16 protein-coding genes are annotated in these 23,124 nt (G+C 41.8%); 14 read left to right on the top strand and 2 right to left on the bottom strand.

What is annotated here, in order from left to right; genetic code table 11:
- Window positions 1-27: 27 nt before the first annotated feature.
- The 10 genes from D7Z94_RS22190 (at window position 28) to D7Z94_RS22145 (ending at window position 14,816) form a co-directional block, all read left to right on the top strand.
- Window positions 28-1,311 carry an enolase C-terminal domain-like protein gene (locus tag D7Z94_RS22190; RefSeq protein ID WP_120713830.1) on the top strand — a complete coding sequence of 428 codons (1,284 nt, stop codon included), beginning with the start codon at window positions 28-30 and terminating at the stop codon, window positions 1,309-1,311.
- 51 nt (window positions 1,312-1,362) lie between these two features.
- The gene (locus D7Z94_RS22185; RefSeq protein WP_120713829.1) at window positions 1,363-2,538 is read left to right on the top strand and encodes a mannonate dehydratase; all 1,176 of its coding nucleotides are present in this window, start codon (window positions 1,363-1,365) and stop codon (window positions 2,536-2,538) included.
- A gap of 231 nt (window positions 2,539-2,769) precedes the next feature.
- Window positions 2,770-3,987 (top strand): FecR family protein, encoded by a 1,218-nt coding sequence (locus D7Z94_RS22180; protein WP_120713828.1) that lies wholly within the window; start codon window positions 2,770-2,772, stop codon window positions 3,985-3,987.
- A gap of 116 nt (window positions 3,988-4,103) precedes the next feature.
- Window positions 4,104-7,556 carry a SusC/RagA family TonB-linked outer membrane protein gene (locus tag D7Z94_RS22175; RefSeq protein ID WP_211341844.1) on the top strand — a complete coding sequence of 1,151 codons (3,453 nt, stop codon included), beginning with the start codon at window positions 4,104-4,106 and terminating at the stop codon, window positions 7,554-7,556.
- 10 nt (window positions 7,557-7,566) lie between these two features.
- Window positions 7,567-9,102 (top strand): SusD/RagB family nutrient-binding outer membrane lipoprotein, encoded by a 1,536-nt coding sequence (locus tag D7Z94_RS22170; RefSeq protein ID WP_170158860.1) that lies wholly within the window; start codon window positions 7,567-7,569, stop codon window positions 9,100-9,102.
- 114 nt (window positions 9,103-9,216) lie between these two features.
- Window positions 9,217-10,716: a mandelate racemase/muconate lactonizing enzyme family protein gene (locus D7Z94_RS22165; RefSeq protein ID WP_120713826.1), complete on the top strand. Its 1,500-nt coding sequence runs from the start codon at window positions 9,217-9,219 to the stop codon at window positions 10,714-10,716.
- A gap of 196 nt (window positions 10,717-10,912) precedes the next feature.
- Window positions 10,913-11,854 carry an RraA family protein gene (locus tag D7Z94_RS22160; RefSeq protein ID WP_120714055.1) on the top strand — a complete coding sequence of 314 codons (942 nt, stop codon included), beginning with the start codon at window positions 10,913-10,915 and terminating at the stop codon, window positions 11,852-11,854.
- Between the two features lie 41 nt (window positions 11,855-11,895).
- Window positions 11,896-12,327 carry a nuclear transport factor 2 family protein gene (locus D7Z94_RS22155; protein ID WP_120713825.1) on the top strand — a complete coding sequence of 144 codons (432 nt, stop codon included), beginning with the start codon at window positions 11,896-11,898 and terminating at the stop codon, window positions 12,325-12,327.
- A gap of 59 nt (window positions 12,328-12,386) precedes the next feature.
- On the top strand, window positions 12,387-13,496 hold the full coding sequence (locus D7Z94_RS22150; RefSeq protein WP_245967281.1) for a bile acid:sodium symporter family protein: 1,110 nt from the start codon (window positions 12,387-12,389) through the stop codon (window positions 13,494-13,496).
- A 42-nt stretch (window positions 13,497-13,538) separates the two neighbouring features.
- On the top strand, window positions 13,539-14,816 hold the full coding sequence (locus D7Z94_RS22145; RefSeq protein ID WP_120713824.1) for a mandelate racemase/muconate lactonizing enzyme family protein: 1,278 nt from the start codon (window positions 13,539-13,541) through the stop codon (window positions 14,814-14,816).
- 132 nt (window positions 14,817-14,948) lie between these two features.
- Here D7Z94_RS22145 and D7Z94_RS26115 read toward each other — a convergent pair whose 3' ends face one another.
- Together D7Z94_RS26115 and D7Z94_RS25875 are read right to left on the bottom strand one after the other, a co-directional pair.
- Complete coding sequence (locus D7Z94_RS26115) at window positions 14,949-15,080, bottom strand: hypothetical protein (protein WP_262696940.1); 132 nt, start codon at window positions 15,078-15,080, stop codon at window positions 14,949-14,951.
- 109 nt (window positions 15,081-15,189) lie between these two features.
- Window positions 15,190-15,360 carry a hypothetical protein gene (locus D7Z94_RS25875; protein WP_211341843.1) on the bottom strand — a complete coding sequence of 57 codons (171 nt, stop codon included), beginning with the start codon at window positions 15,358-15,360 and terminating at the stop codon, window positions 15,190-15,192.
- Between the two features lie 841 nt (window positions 15,361-16,201).
- Between D7Z94_RS25875 and D7Z94_RS22135 the strand changes: the two genes are divergently transcribed.
- Genes D7Z94_RS22135 through D7Z94_RS22120 form a run of 4 tightly spaced genes read left to right on the top strand, consistent with a single transcriptional unit; the run spans window position 16,202 to window position 23,122 of the window.
- Window positions 16,202-17,221: a LacI family DNA-binding transcriptional regulator gene (locus D7Z94_RS22135; RefSeq protein ID WP_120713823.1), complete on the top strand. Its 1,020-nt coding sequence runs from the start codon at window positions 16,202-16,204 to the stop codon at window positions 17,219-17,221.
- Window positions 17,222-17,268: 47 nt separating this feature from the next.
- Entirely contained in the window at window positions 17,269-20,880 is a 3,612-nt protein-coding gene (locus D7Z94_RS22130) for a glycoside hydrolase family 38 N-terminal domain-containing protein (RefSeq protein WP_120713822.1), read from the top strand.
- A 43-nt stretch (window positions 20,881-20,923) separates the two neighbouring features.
- Window positions 20,924-21,619 (top strand): RraA family protein, encoded by a 696-nt coding sequence (locus D7Z94_RS22125; protein WP_120713821.1) that lies wholly within the window; start codon window positions 20,924-20,926, stop codon window positions 21,617-21,619.
- 42 nt (window positions 21,620-21,661) lie between these two features.
- Entirely contained in the window at window positions 21,662-23,122 is a 1,461-nt protein-coding gene (locus D7Z94_RS22120; RefSeq protein ID WP_120713820.1) for a sugar porter family MFS transporter, read from the top strand.
- The last annotated feature ends 2 nt before the right edge of the window (window positions 23,123-23,124 follow it).

Here is a 23,124-nt window from a genome sequence, read left to right as displayed (position 1 = left end):
ACCTCATTAAATTAGCCAAAACGTAGAATGAAGATAACCGATATATATAATACCCAAATCGCCGTGGGGGACCCGCCCTTACTAAATGCCGCAGGTTTACATGCGCCATACGCCTTACGAATCATTGTCGAAGTGATTACGGACGTTGGTATCATTGGGCTAAGCGAGATACCTGGAAGCGAAAAAATATACAATTCATTAGAAGAGCTGAAACCACATCTCATTGGTCAAGATATTTTTCAACTCCATACCATCAAAAATCTGATTCAAGATGAATTTGGAAAACAGGAAGACCAACGTGGTGTAGCACCTTGGGATCAGCGTTTACTAGTGCATCTTTTCAGTGCCATTGAAGTCGCCTGTTTAGACTGTATAGGAAAAAAACTGGATAGACCGGTTGTAGATTTATTAGGAGGAAGGTCAAGAGATAAAGTCCCATTTTCAGCCTATCTGTTCTATAAATACGAAGGAGCCGGAGGAGAACTTGGTTTTGATATGGATAGTAATGCATTTGGCTGGTTAAAGGCACGTCAAGAAGAAGCTTTGTCCCCCGACCAGATTGTTTCGCAAGCGAAAGCTATGTGTGAGGAATTTGGCTTTCAATCGATAAAATTAAAAGGAGGCGCATTACATCCCGATATAGAGTGCAATAGTATGTTAGCCCTTCGGGAAGCTTTTGGCCCTGATGTTCCGTTGCGATTGGATCCCAATGCGATTTGGTCTTTGGAGACTGCCATAAAATATGGCAAAAAAATGGAAGGTATTTTGGAGTATTATGAAGACCCCGTTCGTGGACAGAAAAAAATGGGGGCATTGAGTAAAGAAGTGAACATTCCTTTGGCGACCAATATGTGTACCACTTCGTTCGAGGATATACCTTCAAGCATACAATTTGGCTCTGAGCATATCATTTTATCCGACCATCATTTTTGGGGAGGCCTTCGCGCCTCAATGGAGCTGAATAAAATTTGCCAAACTTTTGGAAGGGGCTTTTCCATGCATTCCAATAGTCATCTAGGTATTTCCATGGCGGCGATGACACATTTAGGTGCGGCAGTTCCTCATCTCGATTATGCGCTCGACACGCATTATCCCTGGCAAGTCGATGAGGTCATTAAAGGAGGAAAACTACAGATAGAGGAAGGTTTTGTTGAAGTACCCAAAGGCCCTGGCCTAGGGGTGGAACTGGATCGGGAACAATTACAAAAACTTCATACAAGGTTTTTGGAATGTGGCCTTAAGGAAAGAAACGATGAGGTTGAAATGAAAAAGGTAAACCCCGATTGGAAATTCGATCTCCAAAGGTGGTAAAGTCGTTTCACGAATCAAAATCAATATAAACGCATCTAAGATTTTTAAAATATGGAAGAACTTAAAAACGTGGATAGGCGAAAAGCGCTTTCCACTATATTAAAAGGAGGATTGGGAGCTACTGCATTGGGCTCCATAGGATCACTTTCTGCAGCATGTAAGCAAACGGAAAAAAAAGAGTCAAAGGTAGAAGAAGACCTAAAGGAAAAAAAGCCCATTCTATATAAGGTAGGTTGTCAACATGGCGGTACCGGAAGAAAAAATTTAGAGTTTCTGGCTAGATACGGCGTTTTCAATATGGACGGTGGTTCACCAAAATTTATTGAAGGCGTAGGCTGGGACCTTGATGATTCTATGAGAAAGCGAGAGGCCTGTGAAAAATATGGTATCAAATTAGACGCCTATCACTTACCCCTATCATCCGCAGGCATTGAGAAAATTAGCACTCCTAACATTATGTTGGGCAAAAGTCCCGCACGAGATCGCGAAATCGAGTTGATTCAACAGATGATTACCGTTGCAAGTAAAACAGGGGTTAAAGTGTTGAATTACAATACCATTATACATGTTATTCTAAGAACTGGAGATACGCTTGACACTTCTCGTGGAAATACCTACTACCGTAGTTGGAATTTAGAGGAGGCACTGACTAAAAACGAAGGTCTTACGATTGCAGGTAAAGTAGATATCGACGAAATGTACGAACGCATTACTTACTTCTTAAATCGGGTCATTCCCGTCGCTGAAGAATACAATGTAAAACTTGCAAACCACATTGCGGATCCTCCAGCACCTGTTGGATATCGTGGTATAACCAGATGGAACAGCCCTGATGTGTTCGAAGGCATAAAACGTTTTGCCCAGTTGTACGATAGCCCCTCACACGGTTTCAACCTTTGTCTTGGGTCCACTGCGGAGGGTTTACAAGAACCAAGAACGGAAATTCTTCCCATTATCAAATGGGTCGGGGAACGCAAGCAGATATTCAACATTCATTTACGAAACATCAAGGGAAAATACAACGATTTTCAGGAAGTGTATCCCGATAATGGCGATATGGATTTCGGCGAAATTTTAGTTGCCTTACGAGATGTGGGCTATGATGCCATGGTAATGCCCGACCATATTCCGAGACATGAGGATCCTGCAGCCTATCTTCAAGGCCATGCATATGCCTTTGGATACATTAAAGCACTTATGCACGCCATTGAAATGGGCTATCATTGAGGTTTTAAGTTAGTTAAAAACGACGCCGTTTTAAATAGTTTTTTTAACCCAACCCTTAAGTTTCCTTACATTTCCTTGAGAAATCAACCCGTGCTGAAAACTTATCGATTTATGAAAATATAGAGGCTCATTTTGGCTATTCAAGAAAATTTTGGATTCCTATGGGGTAAAAAGTGAATTTCCACCTCTTTCTAATAACAAGACTAGGTTTCCCTAAACTATTGCGTAAATATGAAATACACCGATTATACGGAAGAAGATTTTATTATCGATGAATATTTCCAGAAGTGGATCTTGAATCCTGACGAAATGACCTTGAATTTTTGGGAAAACTGGGTTTCGGAACATCCCGAAAAAAAGGAAATCATCGAAAGTGCTGCCAATTTCATACGATTGACTCAGTTCAATGATTTGGAAGAACTGCCAGAAAAAAGCTTTGATGTCATGTGGCAGAATATTGTTCAAGAAAGGAACAGTTCTGAAAATAGCAATTCTAAATTACATATAGTATCAGGCTTTAGGAAAAACCACTTGCTAAAGGTTGCCGCAGTTTTTATTGGAATTATCGGGACTGCCTACGGAGTATATCAGTATGCAAGTATGCAGCAGCAGGAAGAATTGCCATCAATTACCGATAGTAATATAATCTTAAGACTGGAAGACGGCACGGAACAGATTATCGATGAAACTTCTTCTGAGATTATAACCAATGCCAAGGGTAAAAAAGTGGTAAGCCAAGAACAAAATATGTTGATATACGAAGAAGAGGTGGCGACGGCTCAAAAGCTGATTAAATACAATGAGCTTATTATTCCTTATGGCAAAAAGTTTGAGCTAAAACTTTCGGATGGTTCGCGGGTAGTCTTAAATTCGGGCTCCAAACTCCGCTATCCGGTGGCATTCGTAAGTGGTAGGCCAAGAAATGTATATTTAGATGGGGAAGCTTACTTCACAGTTGAAAAAGACGAGACCCGGCCATTTACCGTAATTACAGATCAAATGAACACCAGGGTCTACGGAACTAAATTCAACGTATCAAGTTATAAGGATGAAAACAATACTTCTACGGTTCTGATAGAAGGCAGTGTGGGTGTATATAAAGCGAATAATGATGAAGGGGCAAAGACCATAAATATTGTACCCGGGGATAGAGCGACCTTAGAGAATGGCACTATTGCAGTTGATCAGGTCGACGTAAAAAAATATATCGCTTGGGCCGAAGGCCAACTGTTCTTTGTTGACGATGAATTTGAAGTGATTATTAAAGAACTGGAAAGACACTTTGACATAGTCATTGACAATCAGGTTGAACAATTGAACAAAAAAAGGTATACCGGTACTTTCACAAAGGAATCCATTGATCAGATTTTAAAAGTATTCCAAGAACATACTCCGTTTGGGTACCAGGTTAATGAGAACACAATAACTATAATCGAAACGAACGACTAAAAAACATTTGAGTATGAATTGAACAAAACCCAGAATAAGAAAATCGGAAAGTGCGCCAACACTTCCCGATTTATTGAAGATTAAAGTTGAGAATAACTAAAACCTAAAATGAAATTATGAAAAAACTATTGAAATTAAGGGCAGGATGTCATGTATTTCCTCCAAAATTCGATTTGAAAGTGAAATTTACCTTCTTGTTTTTTATCGCAACATTATTCCAAATGCACGCAGGGTCTGGGTATGCCCAGAAAACTAAGATCGATCTTGACAAGACAGGAGTTACAGTACTTCAGGTAATCGAGGCGATAGAAGACAAGACCGAGTTCAAATTCTTCTACAGCAAGGAGGAGTTGGACCTAGAGCGCAAATTGGATATCCGTACTAAGAAACAAGGGATAGAAAAGGTGTTACAAAAACTATTTCCCTACGGCATGGTCAATTATAAGATTATCGAAAAACAAATCGTTTTGACACCGAACAGGACTAAAACTGTCGACAAAGTTACGATTGATGTAATCACCCAGCAGGACTTAGAAGTAAGTGGAACAGTGACCGATGCCAATGGAACGGCTCTTCCTGGAGCAAGTATTCTTGAAAAAGGAACAGGCAATGGTACCACATCAGACTTTGATGGAAATTATACCTTAACGGTGTCAAGCAGTAATGCGATACTGGTCTTCAGTTACATCGGCTTTACACCCAAAGAGATGGTCGTGGGCAATCAATCGACCATAAACGTAACCTTAGCCGAAAGTAGCGAAGCCCTGAATGAGGTGGTAGTAACAGCCCTAGGTATTGAAAGGGATCGCAAAACACTTGGTTACGCCACGGCGAAGGTAGATTCGGAAGAATTTACCGTAAACAGGACTCCCAATTTTATGGATGCCCTTCAAGGTAAGGTAGCTGGGGTCAACATTTCCGCTCTGGGTTCTGGTCCACAGGGAAGTAGTAAAATTAGAATACGGGGTATATCTTCCTTCGGAAGCAATAACTCCCCCTTAATAGTGGTAAACGGTGTACCTATAAATAATACCTCTTTTGGCGTGGATAGTGGTGGTGTTGCGCCTGTTGGTAGTAATCGAAATTCAGATAGTGGTGATGGTTTGAGTAGTATCAACCCCGATGACGTAGAAACGATGACCATTCTTAAAGGTGCTGCTGCCTCAGCTCTATATGGGGCCCGGGCCAAAGATGGTGTTATAATGATTACTACCAAAAATAGATCCGAAGACGGGGTAGAGGTTACATTTAATTCCAATTATACCAACGGATCCCCAATGGATTTTACCGACTACCAATACGAGTACGGTCAAGGTGAAGGTGGGCAGCGACCCAATGCGCCTTTCCCCGTATCAGGTGTTTGGAGTTTCGGAGAGCCTGTCGGGGGAACTCAGATCCTCTTCGATGGCCTAGTTGTGCCTTACGAACCTACCCCGAACAAGGTTAAGGATTATTATCGAAATAGTTCAACCTTTATGAATACCATATCCGTAGCCTCTGGGGGCGAAAATGGAGGTATCAGCTTTTCCTTGGCCAATTTAAATTCGGAGGCCATTCTACCTGGCTCCGATTATGTTAGAAGAACTGTCAATGTTGGTTTTACCCAAAAACTTAAAAAGTTTACCATTTCCGGTAACGTTAACTATTCGAACGAGACACGTACGAATCCACCCAACATTGCGGAACAGGATTATAGCCCCGTGGTTATCTACACCTTGGCGTCCACCATGCCTTTAGATTTATTAGAGGAGAATTGTTGTGATGAGAACGGTGATGAGATACTCTATTCCAGATTTAGTAATAGAACTAACCCTTATTTTGCATTGAAGCGGTTCGAGAATAATGTACGTGACAGAGTATTCGGGAATATTACCGCTAAATATGATTTTACCGACTGGCTATATGCCCAAGTAAGGGTCGGGCAAGACTGGTATTATCGAGATGTCGATTACAACCTGCCTACGGGATCTAGGCGTCAGTCTTCGCCACCTCCGGGCTTTGTGAACGGACAGTATATTCAGGATCAACGGCGCTTTAGGGAAACCAATGTGGACTTCTTGATCAGTGCGAACAAACAGTTTGGTGAGTTCGGAACCATGCTTAATTTCGGGGGCAATCAAATGAACCAGAGCAATAGTATAAATACTATCTTGGGGGAAAATTTCTATACCCGTGATCTTTATACCATCGGTAACGCAAGTACGGTTACCCCAAACTACATTTTTAACGAAAGAAGGGTAAATTCACTCTATGCAGCGGCCGAACTATCTTACGGAGGGTATCTCTATGTTAACGCTACGGCAAGAAATGATTGGTTCTCTACTCTTTCGGCCGATAACCTAAGTATTTTATATCCATCGGTTACCGGCAGTTTTGTCTTTAGCAATGCGTTCAATATGCCTGATTGGCTCTCGTTCGGTAAGATAAGGGTCGCATATGCCCAAGCCGGCAGTGATACCGATGTCCAGCCGTATGCGCAATTGCTTCCGTATCGAATCAACCCCTTGCAACTTTCGAATCGACCAATAGGTAACATAGACACAAATACGATTCCGAATCCGGATTTGAAACCGATGCTGGTAACAGAAAGGGAAGTTGGTCTGGAGTTGACCTTGTTCAATAATTTAAGGTTTGAGGCCTCTTACTATAATAAACTTTCTTCTGATCAGATTCTACAGGCACAGACTTCAGATGCTTCAGGGTTTACAACACGTTTGATCAATGTTGGGGAAAGCAGAAACGAAGGTGTGGAGGTTTTCCTTTCGGCCAGCCCGATACGGACCAATAATTTTGAGTGGAATACTTCGGCAAACGTATCGTATAATACTTCCGAGGTATTGAGCCTTGGGGAAAGTGTTGATGATAACTTTATCACTGTAGGGAACGCCGAGTTTCATGGAGAACTACGCCAAGTAGTAGGCAAGCCCATGGCACAACTCTACGGATGGGGTTGGTTAAGGGATGACGCAGGAAACATCGTTCACGATCCAAATACCGGATTGCCACTACGGTCAGAGGAACAACTGAATTTCGGTACCGCACTGCCGGTCTGGGTAGGAGGCTTTACAAATAGCTTCAGCTACAAAAACTTTAACCTGTCCTTTTTGATCGATTATAAATTGGGCCATAAGATGATTTCCGGTACACACATAAATGCATACCGCCATGGTCTGGACAAGGCCACCTTGGTCGGTAGGGATGTGGGGTTCGTTGTGGGTGAAGGTGTAAATCCAGATGGTAGTGTAAATACCGCCCAAGCGGAAATACAGCCATATTATCAAGTAATCCGTAGCTACAGGGCTTCCGAACAATCTGTTTTTAATGCGGGATCATGGCAGCTGAGACAACTGTCTTTGGGGTATGATTTTACCAAGCATTTAGATCGAATCAAGTTTATTAAAGGATTGAAGTTCGATATCATTATGAACAATGTGGCGGTGCTTAAAAAATGGGTGCCTCATATCCATCCGGATCAAAACGGTATCTACGGCGACAACTTGGTAGGGCTTGAAGCTACGGGCTTGCCCATTACAAGGGATATCGGTTTTAACCTTAATATGAAATTTTAATATGAAGACTATGAAAAATACAACCAAATATATATTCGGCACTTGTATAGCCTTGGCGTTATTCGTGTCTTGTGATAAGGATTTCGAGGAAATTAATACCGATCCGGTGCGTTTGACAGAGATAGACGGTACCTTTCAATTGAACAGAGCGATTATCGGAAGTTCGCCCGGTTATAACAATTTTACCTATGAGGAGGAAATCGTTAGGCATATGACTACCCCTTTTCAAGGAGTAGGTTCAGGCGGGAATTTTAATCAGGATAACAGACAACGAACAGCCGGTAACTGGAGGGACGGGTTTCAAACGACTATTAAAAACCTGGTAGACGGTATTGCCAATATAGACCCAGAGAGTACCAATCTGCTATCCATGTTACGAATTTGGCGAGCACATGAGTTTATGGTTTTGACGGATACATATGGGGATATACCCTATTTCGAAGCTGGCAAAGGGTTCTTGGAACAGATTCCGTTTCCCGTTTATGACCCGCAAGAAGCTATTTACGATGACATACTAAAGGAACTTGAAGAGGCCTCTGCCGCTTTGAACCCTGCTGGTGATGCCGTAGATCAAGAGATTATGTATGCCGGACAAGGTGTTGGTGACAATATCTCTGCCTGGAAACGATTGGGATACTCTTTAATGTTAAGAGCAGCTATGCGCCTTTCAAAAGTAAACCCGGCCAAAGCCCAAGAGTTTGTTGCTAAGGCTATTGCAGGCGGTATTATGACCTCTAACGAAGACAATGCGGCAATTTGGCACGATGCAAGTTTCCGCAACGAGCTGGGTACCAACCTGAACGGTGGTCAAGCCCCTTTTTATTATATAGAAAGGGAGTTTATGGATTACTTACAGGATAACAACGACCCAAGGCTCGGTAGAATTGCCGTGCGGTATATCGGTGCCACCTCCGGTGCCGATCAAATACCTGAAAATGCCAACTATGATCCAGCGGAACAACGAGGTTTGCCCCAAGGCTTTGACAATACGACCATTGATCCAATAGCTATTTCGGAAGGGCTGGCTAGTTTTTTCGATTACAGCCAATTAGATCGTGAACGCCTTGGTGGGCCAGAAGCTCCTGCTTTTATGGTAACCTATTCGCAAACGTTGCTCTTACATGCAGAAGCCGCTTTCAGAGGATGGGCCGCAGGAGATGCCAATGTATTGTACCAAGCGGGAATCCGGGCTCATATGGAGCAATTTGCCGATTGGCCCGGCGATACTACCATTAGTGAAGCTGAAATTCAGGCCTTTTTGGATACGCATGCCTTGACTCCCGGAAGTGAGTTGGAAGATATCAATACCCAATATTGGGTATCCGCCTTCTTGAACGGTCACGAAGGTTGGGCAAATTTTAGAAGAAGTGGATTTCCCGACATTGCACCGAATCCATATCCTGGTAGCGAACTTCAAACAGAAGAGTTTATTCGAAGATTGACTTACCCTGATACGGAGCGAACTGTCAATTTGGGTAATTTGGAGGCGGCCATCAGTAGACAAGGCCCCGATATCTTGGATACAAGGGTTTGGTGGGATAATTAGACAGTTTTTATATACCGGTTGGTTGCAACAGGGGTCCTCCAGTGATAAAACTGGCAGACCTCTGTTTCCCAAGAGAACTAAAATTCGCATAAGAGAAATACTAAAACTGCCATCATGAAAAACACTTTGAAACAAATCATCACAAATCACAAAAATGAAGAAAAGGCTTATTCGGCCGCTCGAAAGGCTGAAATAGAAAATCCGAAAACCGGAGATGACCGAAGAAATTTCCTAAAGAAAACAGCTTTGGGAGGACTGGGATTATCGAGTTTGATGGGCTACTCTTTCGAGGATAACATCGCCCATACGACCTCAAAGATCAATCGGTCCTCGGCACCCTCAGAATTGAAAATTACCGACATGCGGTACGTGGTGACCAACGTTATGGGTGGCACGCCTATTATCAAGATAGAGACCAATCAAGGCATTCATGGCCTGGGCGAGGTAAGAGATGCCGCTGATGTACGTTATGCCTTATTTTTGAAAAGTCGCATTTTAGGAAGAAATCCCTGTAATGTAGAAAAGATTTTTAAAATTATAAAGCAGTTCGGTGGTCCATCTCGCCAGGCCGGTGGAGTTTGTGGCGTTGAAATGGCGTTGTGGGATCTTTGCGGTAAAGCTTATAATGTACCTGCATGGCAATTGCTTGGGGGTCGTTATCGCGATAAGGTGAGGCTTTACGCGGATACCCCTGAGGCCGATTCTCCCGAAGAACAGAAACGCCTGATTGATTTTCGCGTCAATGACCAAGGGTATACATGGTTAAAGATGGATGTTTCTATAGGTGAACTCAAAGGGAAAAAGGATACCGTTGTAAACGGCAAGTTCTGGAAAGATAAAAACGGAAATTTGGCCCAATGGGGCGACCAACGAAATTTTATGTCGTACGGCAATACGATGCATCCGTTTACCCAGATTCAGATTACTGATAAAGGTTTGGAAGAGCTACAACGCGTGGTCGAAGACGTTAGAAATATGGTCGGTTATGATATTCCGATTTCCACGGACCATTACGGGCATTTCGATTTGAATAATAATATTCGTATGGCCAGAGCCTTAGACAAATATCGTTTGGCATGGTTTGAAGACATGGTACCCTGGCAGTATACCGAGCAGTGGAAAACTATAACTGATTCTATCGAAACGCCGACTACAACAGGAGAGGACATTTATTTGCTAAAAGACTTTAAGCCTTTGATACATCAAAGAGCCGTGGATATAATACATCCGGACCTTGCTTCTTCTGGAGGACTTTTGGAAACCAAACGTATTGCTGATTATGCTGAAGAATTCGGTGTTGCCATGGCGATGCACCAGGCCGGGACACCGGTCTCTTTTATGGCAAACGTACATTGTGCCGCGGCAACCCAAAACTTTTTAGCGCTAGAGCATCATTCTGTAGACTTACCATGGTGGGAAGGTTTGGTCAAGACGGTGGGAGGATTTAAAATGATAGATAAAGGTTTTGCAACGGTGCCGCTCACTGCTCCCGGTTTGGGAATCGAATTGAACGAAGAAGTCTTGAAAAAGCATATCCATCCAAAAGACAAGAGTTACTTCAAATCGACCAAGGAATGGGATGAACTTCGATCTCATGATAGAACATATAGTTAGGCAATATTTTATGATTTAGAATAAATGATTTTACGATAGTTTGTTTGAGTTAGTTTTGATTAGGTCGTCGAGCTTCCCATTAAATAGGGGAGCTTGGCGCCAAATTAACAGCAAACAACGAATTTTGAAAACACTTATATTTATTAGCTACTCTGGACGAATATTTAGCAGTTTAATTGAACCTACATTGATGAAAATGAACAAAAAAATACTTTTACTTGCAATCTGTCTTTTTTCTTTTTTCCAGATGAAATCTCAAGGGGTTGCTTCTACACCGGAATACATCAAAGAACTGACCAAAGATTGGCAGGGCGAACGTTTTGAAGACGGAAGGCCCAAAGTGTCCGATGCGCTCTTAAAGCGAATGAAAAATATTCAGATAGAGGAAGCTTGGGGCTATTTGCGAGGAAAAGGCTATCACAACCAATATGAGGGTGAATGGGAAATATTACATCCCGATAGTGTGATGACCGGTCGTGTGGTTACAGTTCAATATATGCCCTTACGACCCGACTATAAAGAATTGGTTAAACAAAAAGGAGCCAAGGAAAAACGAGATACTATCGGTGGCAGTAATTCGTGGCCCATTCAAATGTTGAAACCTGGCGACGTGTATGTGGCCGATGGATACAACAGAATTATTGATGGCACATTGATTGGTTCTAACTTGGGCAATGCCATTTATACCAATTCCCAAAACGGCTATATTTTCTACGGAAGTGTAAGAGATGTGGCGGGACTTTTGGATATAGAAGGCTTTAACGGATGGCACAAAGGTTCGGACCCTTCTTATCTTGCCGAGCAAATGCTGACGAATATCAATACACCCATTCGGATCGGCAGGGCGATAGTTTTACCTGGGGATGTAGTTCTCGCAAATGCCCATGGCACTATTTTTATACCGGCACACTTGGCCGATGAACTGGTGTTATCATCCGAAATTGTAGGTCTTCGAGATCAATTCGGTTTTCAACGATTACGTGAAAAAAGATATACCGCGGGTCAAATCGATACCAAATGGACGGATGAAATAAAGGCCGATTTCAGGGATTGGCTCAAGAAATATCCTGATAGTAAATTGCCAATGACCCGAAAAGAACTCAACGATTATTTGAATTCGGGTAAAGCGCGATACTAATTGCGAATCTGAATTGACGGGCGTGTCTTAAAAAAACGAGAATGAGATATCTACATAGTTCACTGATTTTAATTGCCTTTTGTGTGTTCTCTGCCTATGGTCAAACACCTGAAACCAGCAGCGAGGTAGCAACAAAAGTGGATGCGATTTATCAGGCAATGGTCGATAAGGATAAGTCCATATTGGAAAACCTGACATCTGATAAGCTTAACTATGGTCATTCTAGCGGTACAATAGAAGATAAGGTACAGTTTATCGATGCAGTCATCAATGGAAGCTTCGATTATATTTCGATAACGCCAGAAGAACAGAAAATCATCATATCAGGCGATGTTGCTTTGGTCCGGCATATTTTCGTTACCCATGCCTTAAACGACGGGAAACCGACCAATGTGCGTATAGGAAATTTAATGACCTTTCAAAAACAAAATGGTGACTGGAAACTTTTAGGAAGACAAGCCTATAAGTTGTAAAGGCCAATCTAGAGACCTGACAGGTCTAGTTTCCATCAAAAACCAAACTTGAGAATACCGTGAAAAAAAGCACTATTTATTCAATTTCCTTAGGCTTGGCCGCACTCTTGTTATTGATTATCCTTTGGAAAATTTTCATGGAGAACATTTCGGAGGCCGGTATTTTTTTCTTGGCCTTTTTTGCCCTCTTGGCCTTCGGTTTTAGCGGATTAAAGGCCTTTAAAAATTTGGTGTTTACCGTCATGATATTTGCTGGGGTTGTGGCCGCGTTGTACTACCCGAATTTGTTTACGGAAATAGGAGGTTTTAAATTGACCGTGTTAATCATACCCTTGATCCAGATTATTATGTTCGGTATGGGTACCTCGATGAGCGTAAACGATTTTGCGGCAGTATTCAAAACGCCTAAGGGAGTGTTCATCGGCGTATCCGCGCAACTTATGATAATGCCGCTTGTAGGTTTTGCGTTGGCAAAAATAAGCGATTTTCCACCTGAGATCGCTGCAGGCATCGTCTTGATAGGATGTTCCCCGAGCGGAGTCGCCTCGAACGTTATGGCCTATCTGGCAAATGCCAATGTGGCTCTATCGATTACCATCACATCGATTGCTACACTACTTGCCCCATTTATTACGCCCGTTTTAATGAAGTTTTTAGCTGGCGAATTTATAGAGATCGATATTCTGACCATGATGTGGAGTATTATAAAGATGATAATCCTTCCTATCGGTGCGGGACTTTTGTTCAACAGATTGCGTGGCGACAAGGCCAAATGGCTCGATAGGGCGATGCCCATTATTTCGATGTTGGCCATCGGCATCATTATCACGATTATCACGGCGGCGGGCAGGGACAGCCTTTTGGATATCGGTGGCATTTTGATGGTCTTGGTATTGATTCATAACCTTTTTGGCTATGCTCTTGGTTATTGGTACGCCCGTCTTTTCAAAATGACCGAGCAAGATTCTCGAACCATTGCCATTGAGGTTGGAATGCAGAACGGCGGATTGGCTTCCGGTATCGCCAATTCATTGGGAAAGATTGCCACTATGGGTCTCGCACCGGCGGTGTTTGGACCATTAATGAATATTACCGGATCGATTTTGGCTTCATACTGGCATGGAAAAACCATTGAAGTTTCTGAAGATGTAGTTTCCGAAAAAGTGTAGTCCACGACGACTTTTATATAACATCTATCTTAAAAAGATACTATGAAAAATTCACGAAGAGATTTTTTGACCAAGGCAGCTGCAACAACCGCATTGACGGCATTACCTTTTGTAAGTTATGGAAAGGAATATGAAAGGGCAATTGATCACACGCCAAAAATGTCCGCCCCGAAAGATCTGAAGATAACCGATATAAAGTGTGGATATATTCGTGGTGGCCATAGCTTGTTCGTTAAGATATATTCCAATCAAGATATTGTAGGCCATGGGGAAGGTGTGGATGCCACGCCTGGAACGTATCATTTAGTAAAGATTTTTAGTGAGCGATTGAAAGGAAAAAATCCGTTGAATGTACATCGTCTTTTTGAAGATTTACGACGTAGGGGTTTTTTCGAAGGCGCACAGGCGGGTATGTATGTTTCCGTATTGACTGCGGTGGAATCGGCCCTTTGGGATTTGGCAGGAAAAGCTTTGGATCTTCCTGTGTATCAATTGTTGGGAGGCAAGTTCAGGGATAAAATAAGGGTGTATATGGATACCGCTCTGTATCAAAATAAGCTGCCCAAGCCAGAAGATTTTGCCGCATCAGCGAAAGAAGCCGTTGAAATGGGATTTACCGCTATAAAATTCGATTTGGATCAATCAAAAGATCCCAACAAGTATGACGCCTATAACTGGACGGCTAGTCCTGCAGAAATTCAACGTATGTATGACCAAATGGCTGCTGCACGTGAAGCCGTTGGCCCCAATATTGATATTTGTGCCGATATGCATGGCCGATACGATACTACAACGGGAGAACGTGTTGCCAAGGTTTTGGAACCTTTGGGCATGATGTGGCTTGAAGAACCAATACCTGCTGAAAATGTTGAGGCGTATAAAAAAATTACCGATTCGACCAGTACGCCTATTTGCGCTGGCGAAAACCACTATCTCGCGTATGGATTTAGACCCCTGCTAGAGGCTGGTGCCGTCGATGTCATCATGCCAGATCTTCAAAAAGCCGGTGGTCTTGGCGAAGCTCAACGTATCGCCAACCTAGCTAACTTATATTATGTGCCGTTTTCACCGCATATGGTGGCCTCATATTTAGGCGCTATGGCCTCTTGCCATGTCTGTGCTTCCGTACCCAATTTTATGATTTTGGAATGGCAGATTTATTTTCATAAGAATCCAATGTTCAAAGAGATTGTCACTTTTGATGGGCCAATGGTAGAGAACGGTTTTATTACGTTATCGGAGAAACCCGGAATTGGTGTAGAAATCAATGAAGAGGGAATGCGTAAATATGCCGTAAAGGACGTGCCATTTTTTAAATAGCGAATAAAAAATTAAGAAGAAAAAGCTTCAAAAATCCTATATATGGAACTATGAACAATAGTTACCAAGTACGGGTTTTCAGTAACTCTTTGATTTACTCTTTCGGTACTGGAAGTTCATCGATATGATCGTTTAGCCATTGTGAAAAATCTTTCTCGATTTCATCAGACCATCGGCTATGGTCGGTCCGTCGACATGCACTCCAAACTGATCTGCGACATAGACATCGCCTTTAACGACCATCTTGATTATGTCCTCGCTCATCAATGACCCGATGAATGTCAGGGCAACCGGGTAAAAAAACGGCAGTTACGGCCCTTCCTACCAAAACACTATCGGGGTTAATCATCTGCCAGCCTTCAGCATACGGATATTAAAAATCATCTTCTTTTAAGACCGCCCACGCCTCTTTTGGGGTAACCTGTTTCATTCGTTGTAAAATTGCATCCGACGCGTAAGGTCTGCCATCTTCACCCTCCCATTCTGGAGTCAAGAAAATAAGTTCTTCTTTTGCGATTTGTTGGGTAAATGCACTATGGGCCAATCCTAGAAACAGAAAGACGATAGGGTTTTTCTTAAATCGTTCATAATTGAATTTTAGGATGGTTTTGAATATGTAACTATCAATCTGTCCGAATAAAACAAAAAATCATATGGTAACTTAAGGTCTAAAAAAAAAGGAAAATCTTTTCATTTTTGAGAGTGCCGTATGGAAATATTTTGGACACTCTAAATATCGAATTTCCAATATTGAAAGTAAGCCAGGATAGTCTTTTTCGCATAACCATTCCAACTATTGAAATAACATCTAGAACTCGAGGAGAAAATTGAACATACACTCCGAGGAAACTGGATTTTGAACCCATTAGCTACTAATTCTAGTGAAGTAGGTCTTAGAGTAGAAATTTGAATTTAGTAGAAGATATTTCTTATCTTGAATAACAACTTAACGTAAGTTAAATCAAATAAAAAGTTACCTATTCGGTTACCTATACTATTGCTAAATCCTAGAGACACCGACAATAAAGAGATAGGAGAGATGGGCCAAGTTCCTGCCACCCCGACGAACCACCATTTAGGTAGGATGAAAACCACGTGAAACGATCGTTTCACGTGGTTTTTTTATTTCTTTCCTATTTATACTATTTGACACTACTTTTCCCAAATGCGATGTAGGCAGGCTGGAGAAGGTATAACAATTGCAAGATTACAGAATAGCGTGCAACATTAGTAAGAATGTGTTCGGCCATTGTTTCCAACGATAGTTTAATAGAAACAATCTCTTGATTGGGTTTAATTTGCGGTATCTTTTTTGTAAAAAATAATCTTTGAAATCAACAAAAATTTCATACTTTTGAGTAATTGACTAAATCGGTTTAGTTAAATTGAAGAAGATTTTTCTAAAAGATATCGCAGCGGAGTTGAACCTGTCCAAGACGGCAGTTTCCTTAGTGCTGAACAATAGGGGAGACGAGAACAAAATCAGCAAGGAGACCCAGAAGAGGATTCTGGATTTTGCCCAAAAAAATAATTACCGGCCCAATCAGATGGCCAGAGGATTAAGCTTGGGAAAAAGTGAGACCATTGGTTTGATCGTGCCCAACATTTCCGATATTTTTTATGCTAGGATTGCCCATCACATCGAACTCAGGGCGAAGACACTTGGGTACAACGTTGTATTCAGTAGTTCCAATGAAGACGCCAAGATGGAAAAGGAATTGATGTACTCTATGTTGAATAGACAAGTTGATGGATTGATTATCGCTTCCACTCAAAAGAATAAAGATGAAATCTTAAAATTAAGGGAGGCCAATTTCCCATTTGTGTTGATCGATAGACATTACCCGGATATTAAAACCAACTATGTAATCGTTGACAATTTTGGAGGTTCAAAAAACATGACCCAACACTTGTTGAAAAATGGGAGAAGGAATATAGGCTTGGTCAGTATAAAAAGTGAATTGGATGCCATACTACAAAGGCGTTTGGGCTATGAAACGGCTCTTGTAGAGGAGGGTCTCGAAATCAACGCCGGAATACTGAAGGAATTAGATCCGTTTGCGTATAAATCCGAAATGAAAGATGCAATCAAGGATATGGTCAGCGGATTAACAGGCATAGATGCCATTGTGTTTACTACCCATTACCTGGCCGCTTCTGGGCTTAGGGAACTCAAACTATTGGATGTTAAGGTGCCAAGCGAAGTGGCAATAATCAGTTTTGATGAACTTGGTGCCTTTGATTTGGTAGACCCACCGATTAGCACCAGTAAGCAGCCGGTAGATGATATTGGAAATCTCGCTGTTGAGATTTTGGTCAACGATATTGAAAAGAAGAATATAAAGATTGAAAACCAAAGCATATTACAAACCCAACTATTGATTAGAAAATCTTGCGGGGTTTAAATTTATTGGAAAACTAAACCGATTTAGTCAATTAAAAAAACGTTCTCATGAAACATCAAAGTCGCCATTTAGTTCTTAGAATAGCATGCAGTATATGCTTTTCTCTTTTTGTAATCGGCAGTGCATTTGCAAATCCAGATGAACCTACCCCGAGTAAATCTTTTAATACACCTTTCCATGAAGGCGGCGGAAATGGACATATTCAAGAGTTGAATGTAAACCATCGTTTATACAACATTGGGAAAAATGACATTGAGGGCTACAAGGAAATGCTTTCCGGGTCGGAGTTCTTTCTATATCCCTCACTCCGAGAGGATATTAACGTATCCATGATCGCTAGGGCTACCACCGGCGAAATGGGCTTTGAATTTCTTACAGGAGAGGTGCCGGAAAATTATGCAACGGATAAGGTAACTTTTTTAATGTTAAGTGATATAGACCTTAACCTAAGGGAATCTTTTGATATTCATGTGAATGACCAACCACTATTGACCTTTAACTCTAATGAGGATGGAACACTTTCAGTCACTGACAATCCCGGTAATGGCGCTGCGGAATATATTCTTGTGAGAAGGGATGGTAATGGCGATGGTATAGGTGTATTCCGTTTAACGGTTCCAACGTCCTACATTCAAAAAGGAAAAAGCGCCAAAATAAAGTTTAATGGCCATAAAAAGAACTCCAATTGTTGGGTCATGATTTTTAAGGCCACCGATGCGGTAGAGCGAATTAAAAAATCGGTCTTTACGGAAGCCGCTTTTGTAATCAAACAAAAAAATGATGTACTCTATGTAGATGCGCCGACGCATTTTTCTGGGAAACAGGTCTATTTGGTTAGTGATGGCAAAAAAAGTAAGCGTAAAACATTTAAAGCACAAGGTGAACTTTCTAAAGCATCGTTTGCGATAGAAGCACCCAAGAATAGCTTCACCATTGTTTATGATGATACTGAAATTGCACTCGAATTTGAAAAAGGTGATGGTACAATGTCGAAAACGGATATCAGGGGAAAGTACCTCTACCATCATAGGACCAACTACAATAACGGTTGGTTTGCTTCTTTGACCAAATTATATAAGCCTGAGTTTTTTGAGACTTACGATGACTTTTTTGACAAAAAATACGAGGACGGATTGGTTTCCATCATGAATTCAAGTCATCAGGATATTGCTTGGGTAGACCGCCCCGAAGTCTGTATCATTCTGCGAGACACCTTGTTGCTAAAGCCTGTACTAAAGGATGCCTTTATTCGCGATGATTACGGTTTTGATATCGAAGATGGATTAATGTTACGGGAATACTTGGAAAGGCATCCAGATTCCAAAGAACAATTGACTACCCTGCTAAATAAAAAATTAATATCCGTGGGAGCCACGTATAACTGCCCTTATGAAGATATGTATGATGCCGAGGATCAAGTGAGGCAGCTATACTTGGGTAAAAAATGGGTGAAAAAGACTTTTGGAGGATATGACTCCAAGGTGTATTGGAATGTGGATGTACCCGGCAAATCATTGCAAACCCCACAAATTCTAAAAAAAGCCGGGGTAGATTATATGGTAATCAGTAGGCATGCCAAGGGAATGTTCCATTGGGCAAGTCCGGATGGCAGCTCGGTCTTTACCTATTCGCCTGGCCACTACGGCAATGATTTGCTTTACCTTTCTAGAGATCTGAACAATAAAATGAAGTATGGCGCGGAGCAGGTGTTGTACTGGGAAAAGAATTTTAAAGGAGGTGAAATTCAAACGCCGCTGCTGTCAAGTCAGGATATGCTTCCTGCAATCGATTACTCCGGATTTATAGATTCATGGAATTCTTTTGATTCCTTGGAAGATGAAAAGGGAACTGAAAAAGATGTGTTCCTTCCTAAAATGGAACTAATGACGATGGATGAGTTTATGCCCTTGGCAGAAAAAAAAGCAACTCAGGTAGATACCATTATGGGGGAACGTCCCAATGTTTGGGTGTATATTCATGGACCTGGACATCATGACGCGCTTACGGCCAGTAGGGAAGCTTCGAAGTTACTTCCGGCGGCAGAAAAGTTCCACTCCATAGCTAATATTATCGACCCTCAAAAAATGCGGTATCCGTTTGAGGAATTCGATGAGGCCTGGCAGGCCAAAATTTATCCGGACCACGGTTGGGGTGGTCATGACGGTGATATTACCGATAACTTATTTAAGGAGAACCTTGTAAAATCCAGGACCATGGGCCGAACCCTTTTGAACAAAGGTGTCGATTTCATTTCCAGTCGGATTAAAAAGAACGAAAAACTAGGGATTCCCATAGTATTGTTCAATAGTCTTTCATGGGAGAGAACCGATCCAGTGACCACATCTGTTAATTTTGCCAAAGGGGATATTAGAAATGTGACTGTCCTTACTTCGGACAAAAAAAAAATCCCAATACAAACCGGTAATGCGGAATACCACGATGATGGAAGCCTTAAAAGTGCCGAAATCACCTTTATTGCTGAAGGAATACCCTCCATTGGATATGCTACCTATTATCTAAAAGATGATAAAACGACCGCTTTAACGGATGGAAAAATGGCAAATACCTCTTCTTATGAAAACCCTTTTTACAAGGTTAGTTTTGAAAAGGGAGGCATAGCGCAGGTGTACGATAAGGAGCTTAAAAAAGAACTTTTTACGACCGATAACTTTAAGGCAGGGGATGTTTTCACTTTGCAATCCGTAGGAAATGGTGCAGGTGAATTCGGAGATGTACAACAACCCAGTATGGTAGATTTTGACAAGGTGAGTTTGCACGATCCAGAATGGGAAATCTTGGAGAATGGCCCTGTCTTTACCAAATACAGATTGGAACAAAAAATTCTACATGCCATTGTAAGACAGGATGTTACCCTGTATCATGATTTAAAGCGCATTTATTTTGATGTTACACTGCGCAATTGGTCGGGTAAGTTATATCGCGAGTTTAGAACCGCTTTTCCTGTAAACATGGACAATGCAGAAATTGCCCATGAAGTTCCTTTTGGAAGGGTACGTGTGGGCAAGGATGAAATTAAGACCGCTGGTGAGCGCTATACCCCACTTTGTAAGGATGTACACCCAAGGGCCATAATAGATTGGATTTCGGCTACAGATAATGAGATTTCGGTTACCCTTAGTTCTTCGGTCGCAGCTGCAGATTGGATTGACCCCACGGAACATAGTTCGGGTAAGGCCGTCTTACAAAATATATTGTTGGCCAGTAGGACCTCATGTCACTGGGAGGGCAATGAATATTCCCAGGCCGGCAATCACAATTTTCATAATGTGCTGACATCGAATAAGGCCGGAAGTATCCAGGGCCAAAAAATTGCCAAACAAAAAAATGAACCTTTGCATGTAGTTTTACATCCGGATACTTCAACAAAAGCGTTCTTACCGGAATCTTTAAGCTTCTTTGCTATAGATACTGAAGATGTAATGATATCGACCATAAAAAAAGCGGAAGATTCCGAAGATATCATTGCGCGAATGTATAATGTAAAAGATAGTGATGAAAAGGTAAATGTTTCCTCCTATTTCGATATCAAATCATATAGGCAGACCAATATTATAGAGGAAGACCCTAAACCGGTATCTCCTGAATTACAGCTTGGTAAATATGCCATTGAGACCTTTAGTTTAGAGGTGAATAAATAGTTTTAAGGAAATTCGACGTGATTTAAACGATTAAAACTTGTGAATGAAGACATTTTGGAAAAATGATAGTGAACTGTACGAAATAGCGAAAAAAGAGCTTTTTGTAGCACTTGTAGGCGATGTTTTGGATAAAATGGGGTATTTGCACCAGTTTCTTCCACCTAATATAAAACCTTTGAATAATGATTTTGTGCTCATAGGAAGGGCAATGCCCGTTTTGGAGGCGGACGTGTTTGAGGAAGTCTCCGATAGTACCCATAACCCCATAATGCAAAAGCCGTTCGGGATTATGTTCGAAGCTTTGGACAGTTTAAAGGAAGGTGAGGTTTATATCTGTTCCGGTGCCTCGCCGGAATATGCCCTTTGGGGGGGACTAATGAGTACAAGGGCTATTAAACTTGGTGGTGCAGGTGCCGTTGTAAACGGATGGTCCAGGGATACAAAAGAAATTTTGAATTTGGATTTCCCAACATTTTCTTACGGGGGTTATGCCCAAGATCAAGGCCCTAGGGGAAAGGTAATCGATTATAGGGTTCCTATAGAGATTGGCGGTATACGAATCCGTCCCGGGGATATGGTTTATGGAGATTTGGATGGAGTATTAATCGTGCCAAAAGAAGCGGTAGATGAAGCTTTTACCGGGGCTATTGAAAAAGCGCGTGGCGAACAATTGGTGAAAAAAGCCTTGCAGGACGGTATGAGTACGGTTGATGCCTTCAATAAGTTCGGAATTATGTAGATAATGAGCCGTATTGACCAACCATGTAATTTAGGATAATTTATGAAGGCCAAAAATTCGAACTACTTATTGGGAATCAGTTTTGTGTCCACTATTGGAGGTTTTCTTTTCGGATATGACACGGCCATTATTTCGGGTTGTAACGCTTTTTTGGAGCAACATTTTGAATTGTCCGCGGCCGAGTTGGGTTGGGTAGTTTCATCGGCTTTGCTAGGTACTATTTTTGGTTGTATTGTCGCAGGATCCATTACGGATAAACTCGGCAGGAAAAAAGCACTTATTTTGGCCGCAGTTTGTCTAACGCTTTCGGCAATGGGTTCCATGTTGCCGCCCCAGTTTTTGGGTGATTTAACAAATGCTCACTGGTTTACTTCCGATGTTGATATGGCCTTTAACCTGTTGATTGTGGTTCGTATAATTGGCGGAATCGGTGTAGGCGTAACCTCCGTTGTGGCCCCTATCTATATATCCGAACTTTCTTTGCCCCAGAACCGGGGTAAAATGGTGTCGCTGTACCAACTCTCTATCACCTTGGGAATTCTATTGGCGTTTCTTATCGATTGGATTGTACTGAACCAAGCGGGAGATTTGGCAGGTGTTATCTCTGGTAAACCTTCTGAATTTTGGAATTGGCTATTCGTGGAGGAGCTCTGGCGGGGCATGTTCGGTACGGAAATACCTATTGCGCTCATATTCCTGTTTTTACTTTTCATTGTCCCAGAAACACCACGTTGGTTGATTACTAAAGGTCGACATGAAGAGGCGATGGATATTATGGTGAAAATAAACGGTTTGGAATATGCCCAATCTGCCATGAGTGAAATAAAGGAAATGACCAAGATTGAAACCGGCGGTTTCAAGGAATTGTTGCAACCTTTTTTGCGCATTCCTCTTTTGATAGGCATCTTACTTCCTATGTTTTCACATTTAAGCGGTATTGCGGCCATCATGTATTTTGCCCCTAATATTATCAATGAATCGGTTCAGAGTGTAGAAAGTGCTTTTTTAGGTGCTGTGTTGGTGGGTGTTGTAAACAGTGCATTCACTTTCGTGGCCATTTTGAATATTGAAAAATTCGGTAGAAGAAAACTATTGTTGATCGGGGTTATTGGGGCATTCCTATCCTTAACGGGAGTAGGTATTTTATTCGCGTTGGGCTCACAATATGTCATTGTTCCCTTGCTCATGTACGTGGCCAGTTTCGCTTTTTCCTTTGGTCCCATCGTTTGGGTCATTATCAGCGAAATCTTCCCGACCAGGGTTCGCGGATTGGCAGTCGCCCTTGGTAGTTTTGCCCTTATGGTAACCGGTTTTATCATTACATTGACCAATCCCATTCTTATCGAAAACATTATGCCATCGGGCACCTTTTTTGTTTACGCCGCATTAACACTTCCAGCCATATGGTTCATTTGGAAGTATGTCCCAGAGACCAGGGGAAAAACACTCGAGGAAATTGAAAAATATTGGCGTGCACGCAACCAATCTAAAATTGATGTATAAAA

It is taken from the genome of Ulvibacterium marinum (assembly GCF_003626755.1).
Classification (GTDB): domain Bacteria; phylum Bacteroidota; class Bacteroidia; order Flavobacteriales; family Flavobacteriaceae; genus Ulvibacterium; species Ulvibacterium marinum.
Note: the sequence above shows the minus strand (reverse complement) of the source record. Positions and strands in the feature narration are given on the sequence as shown.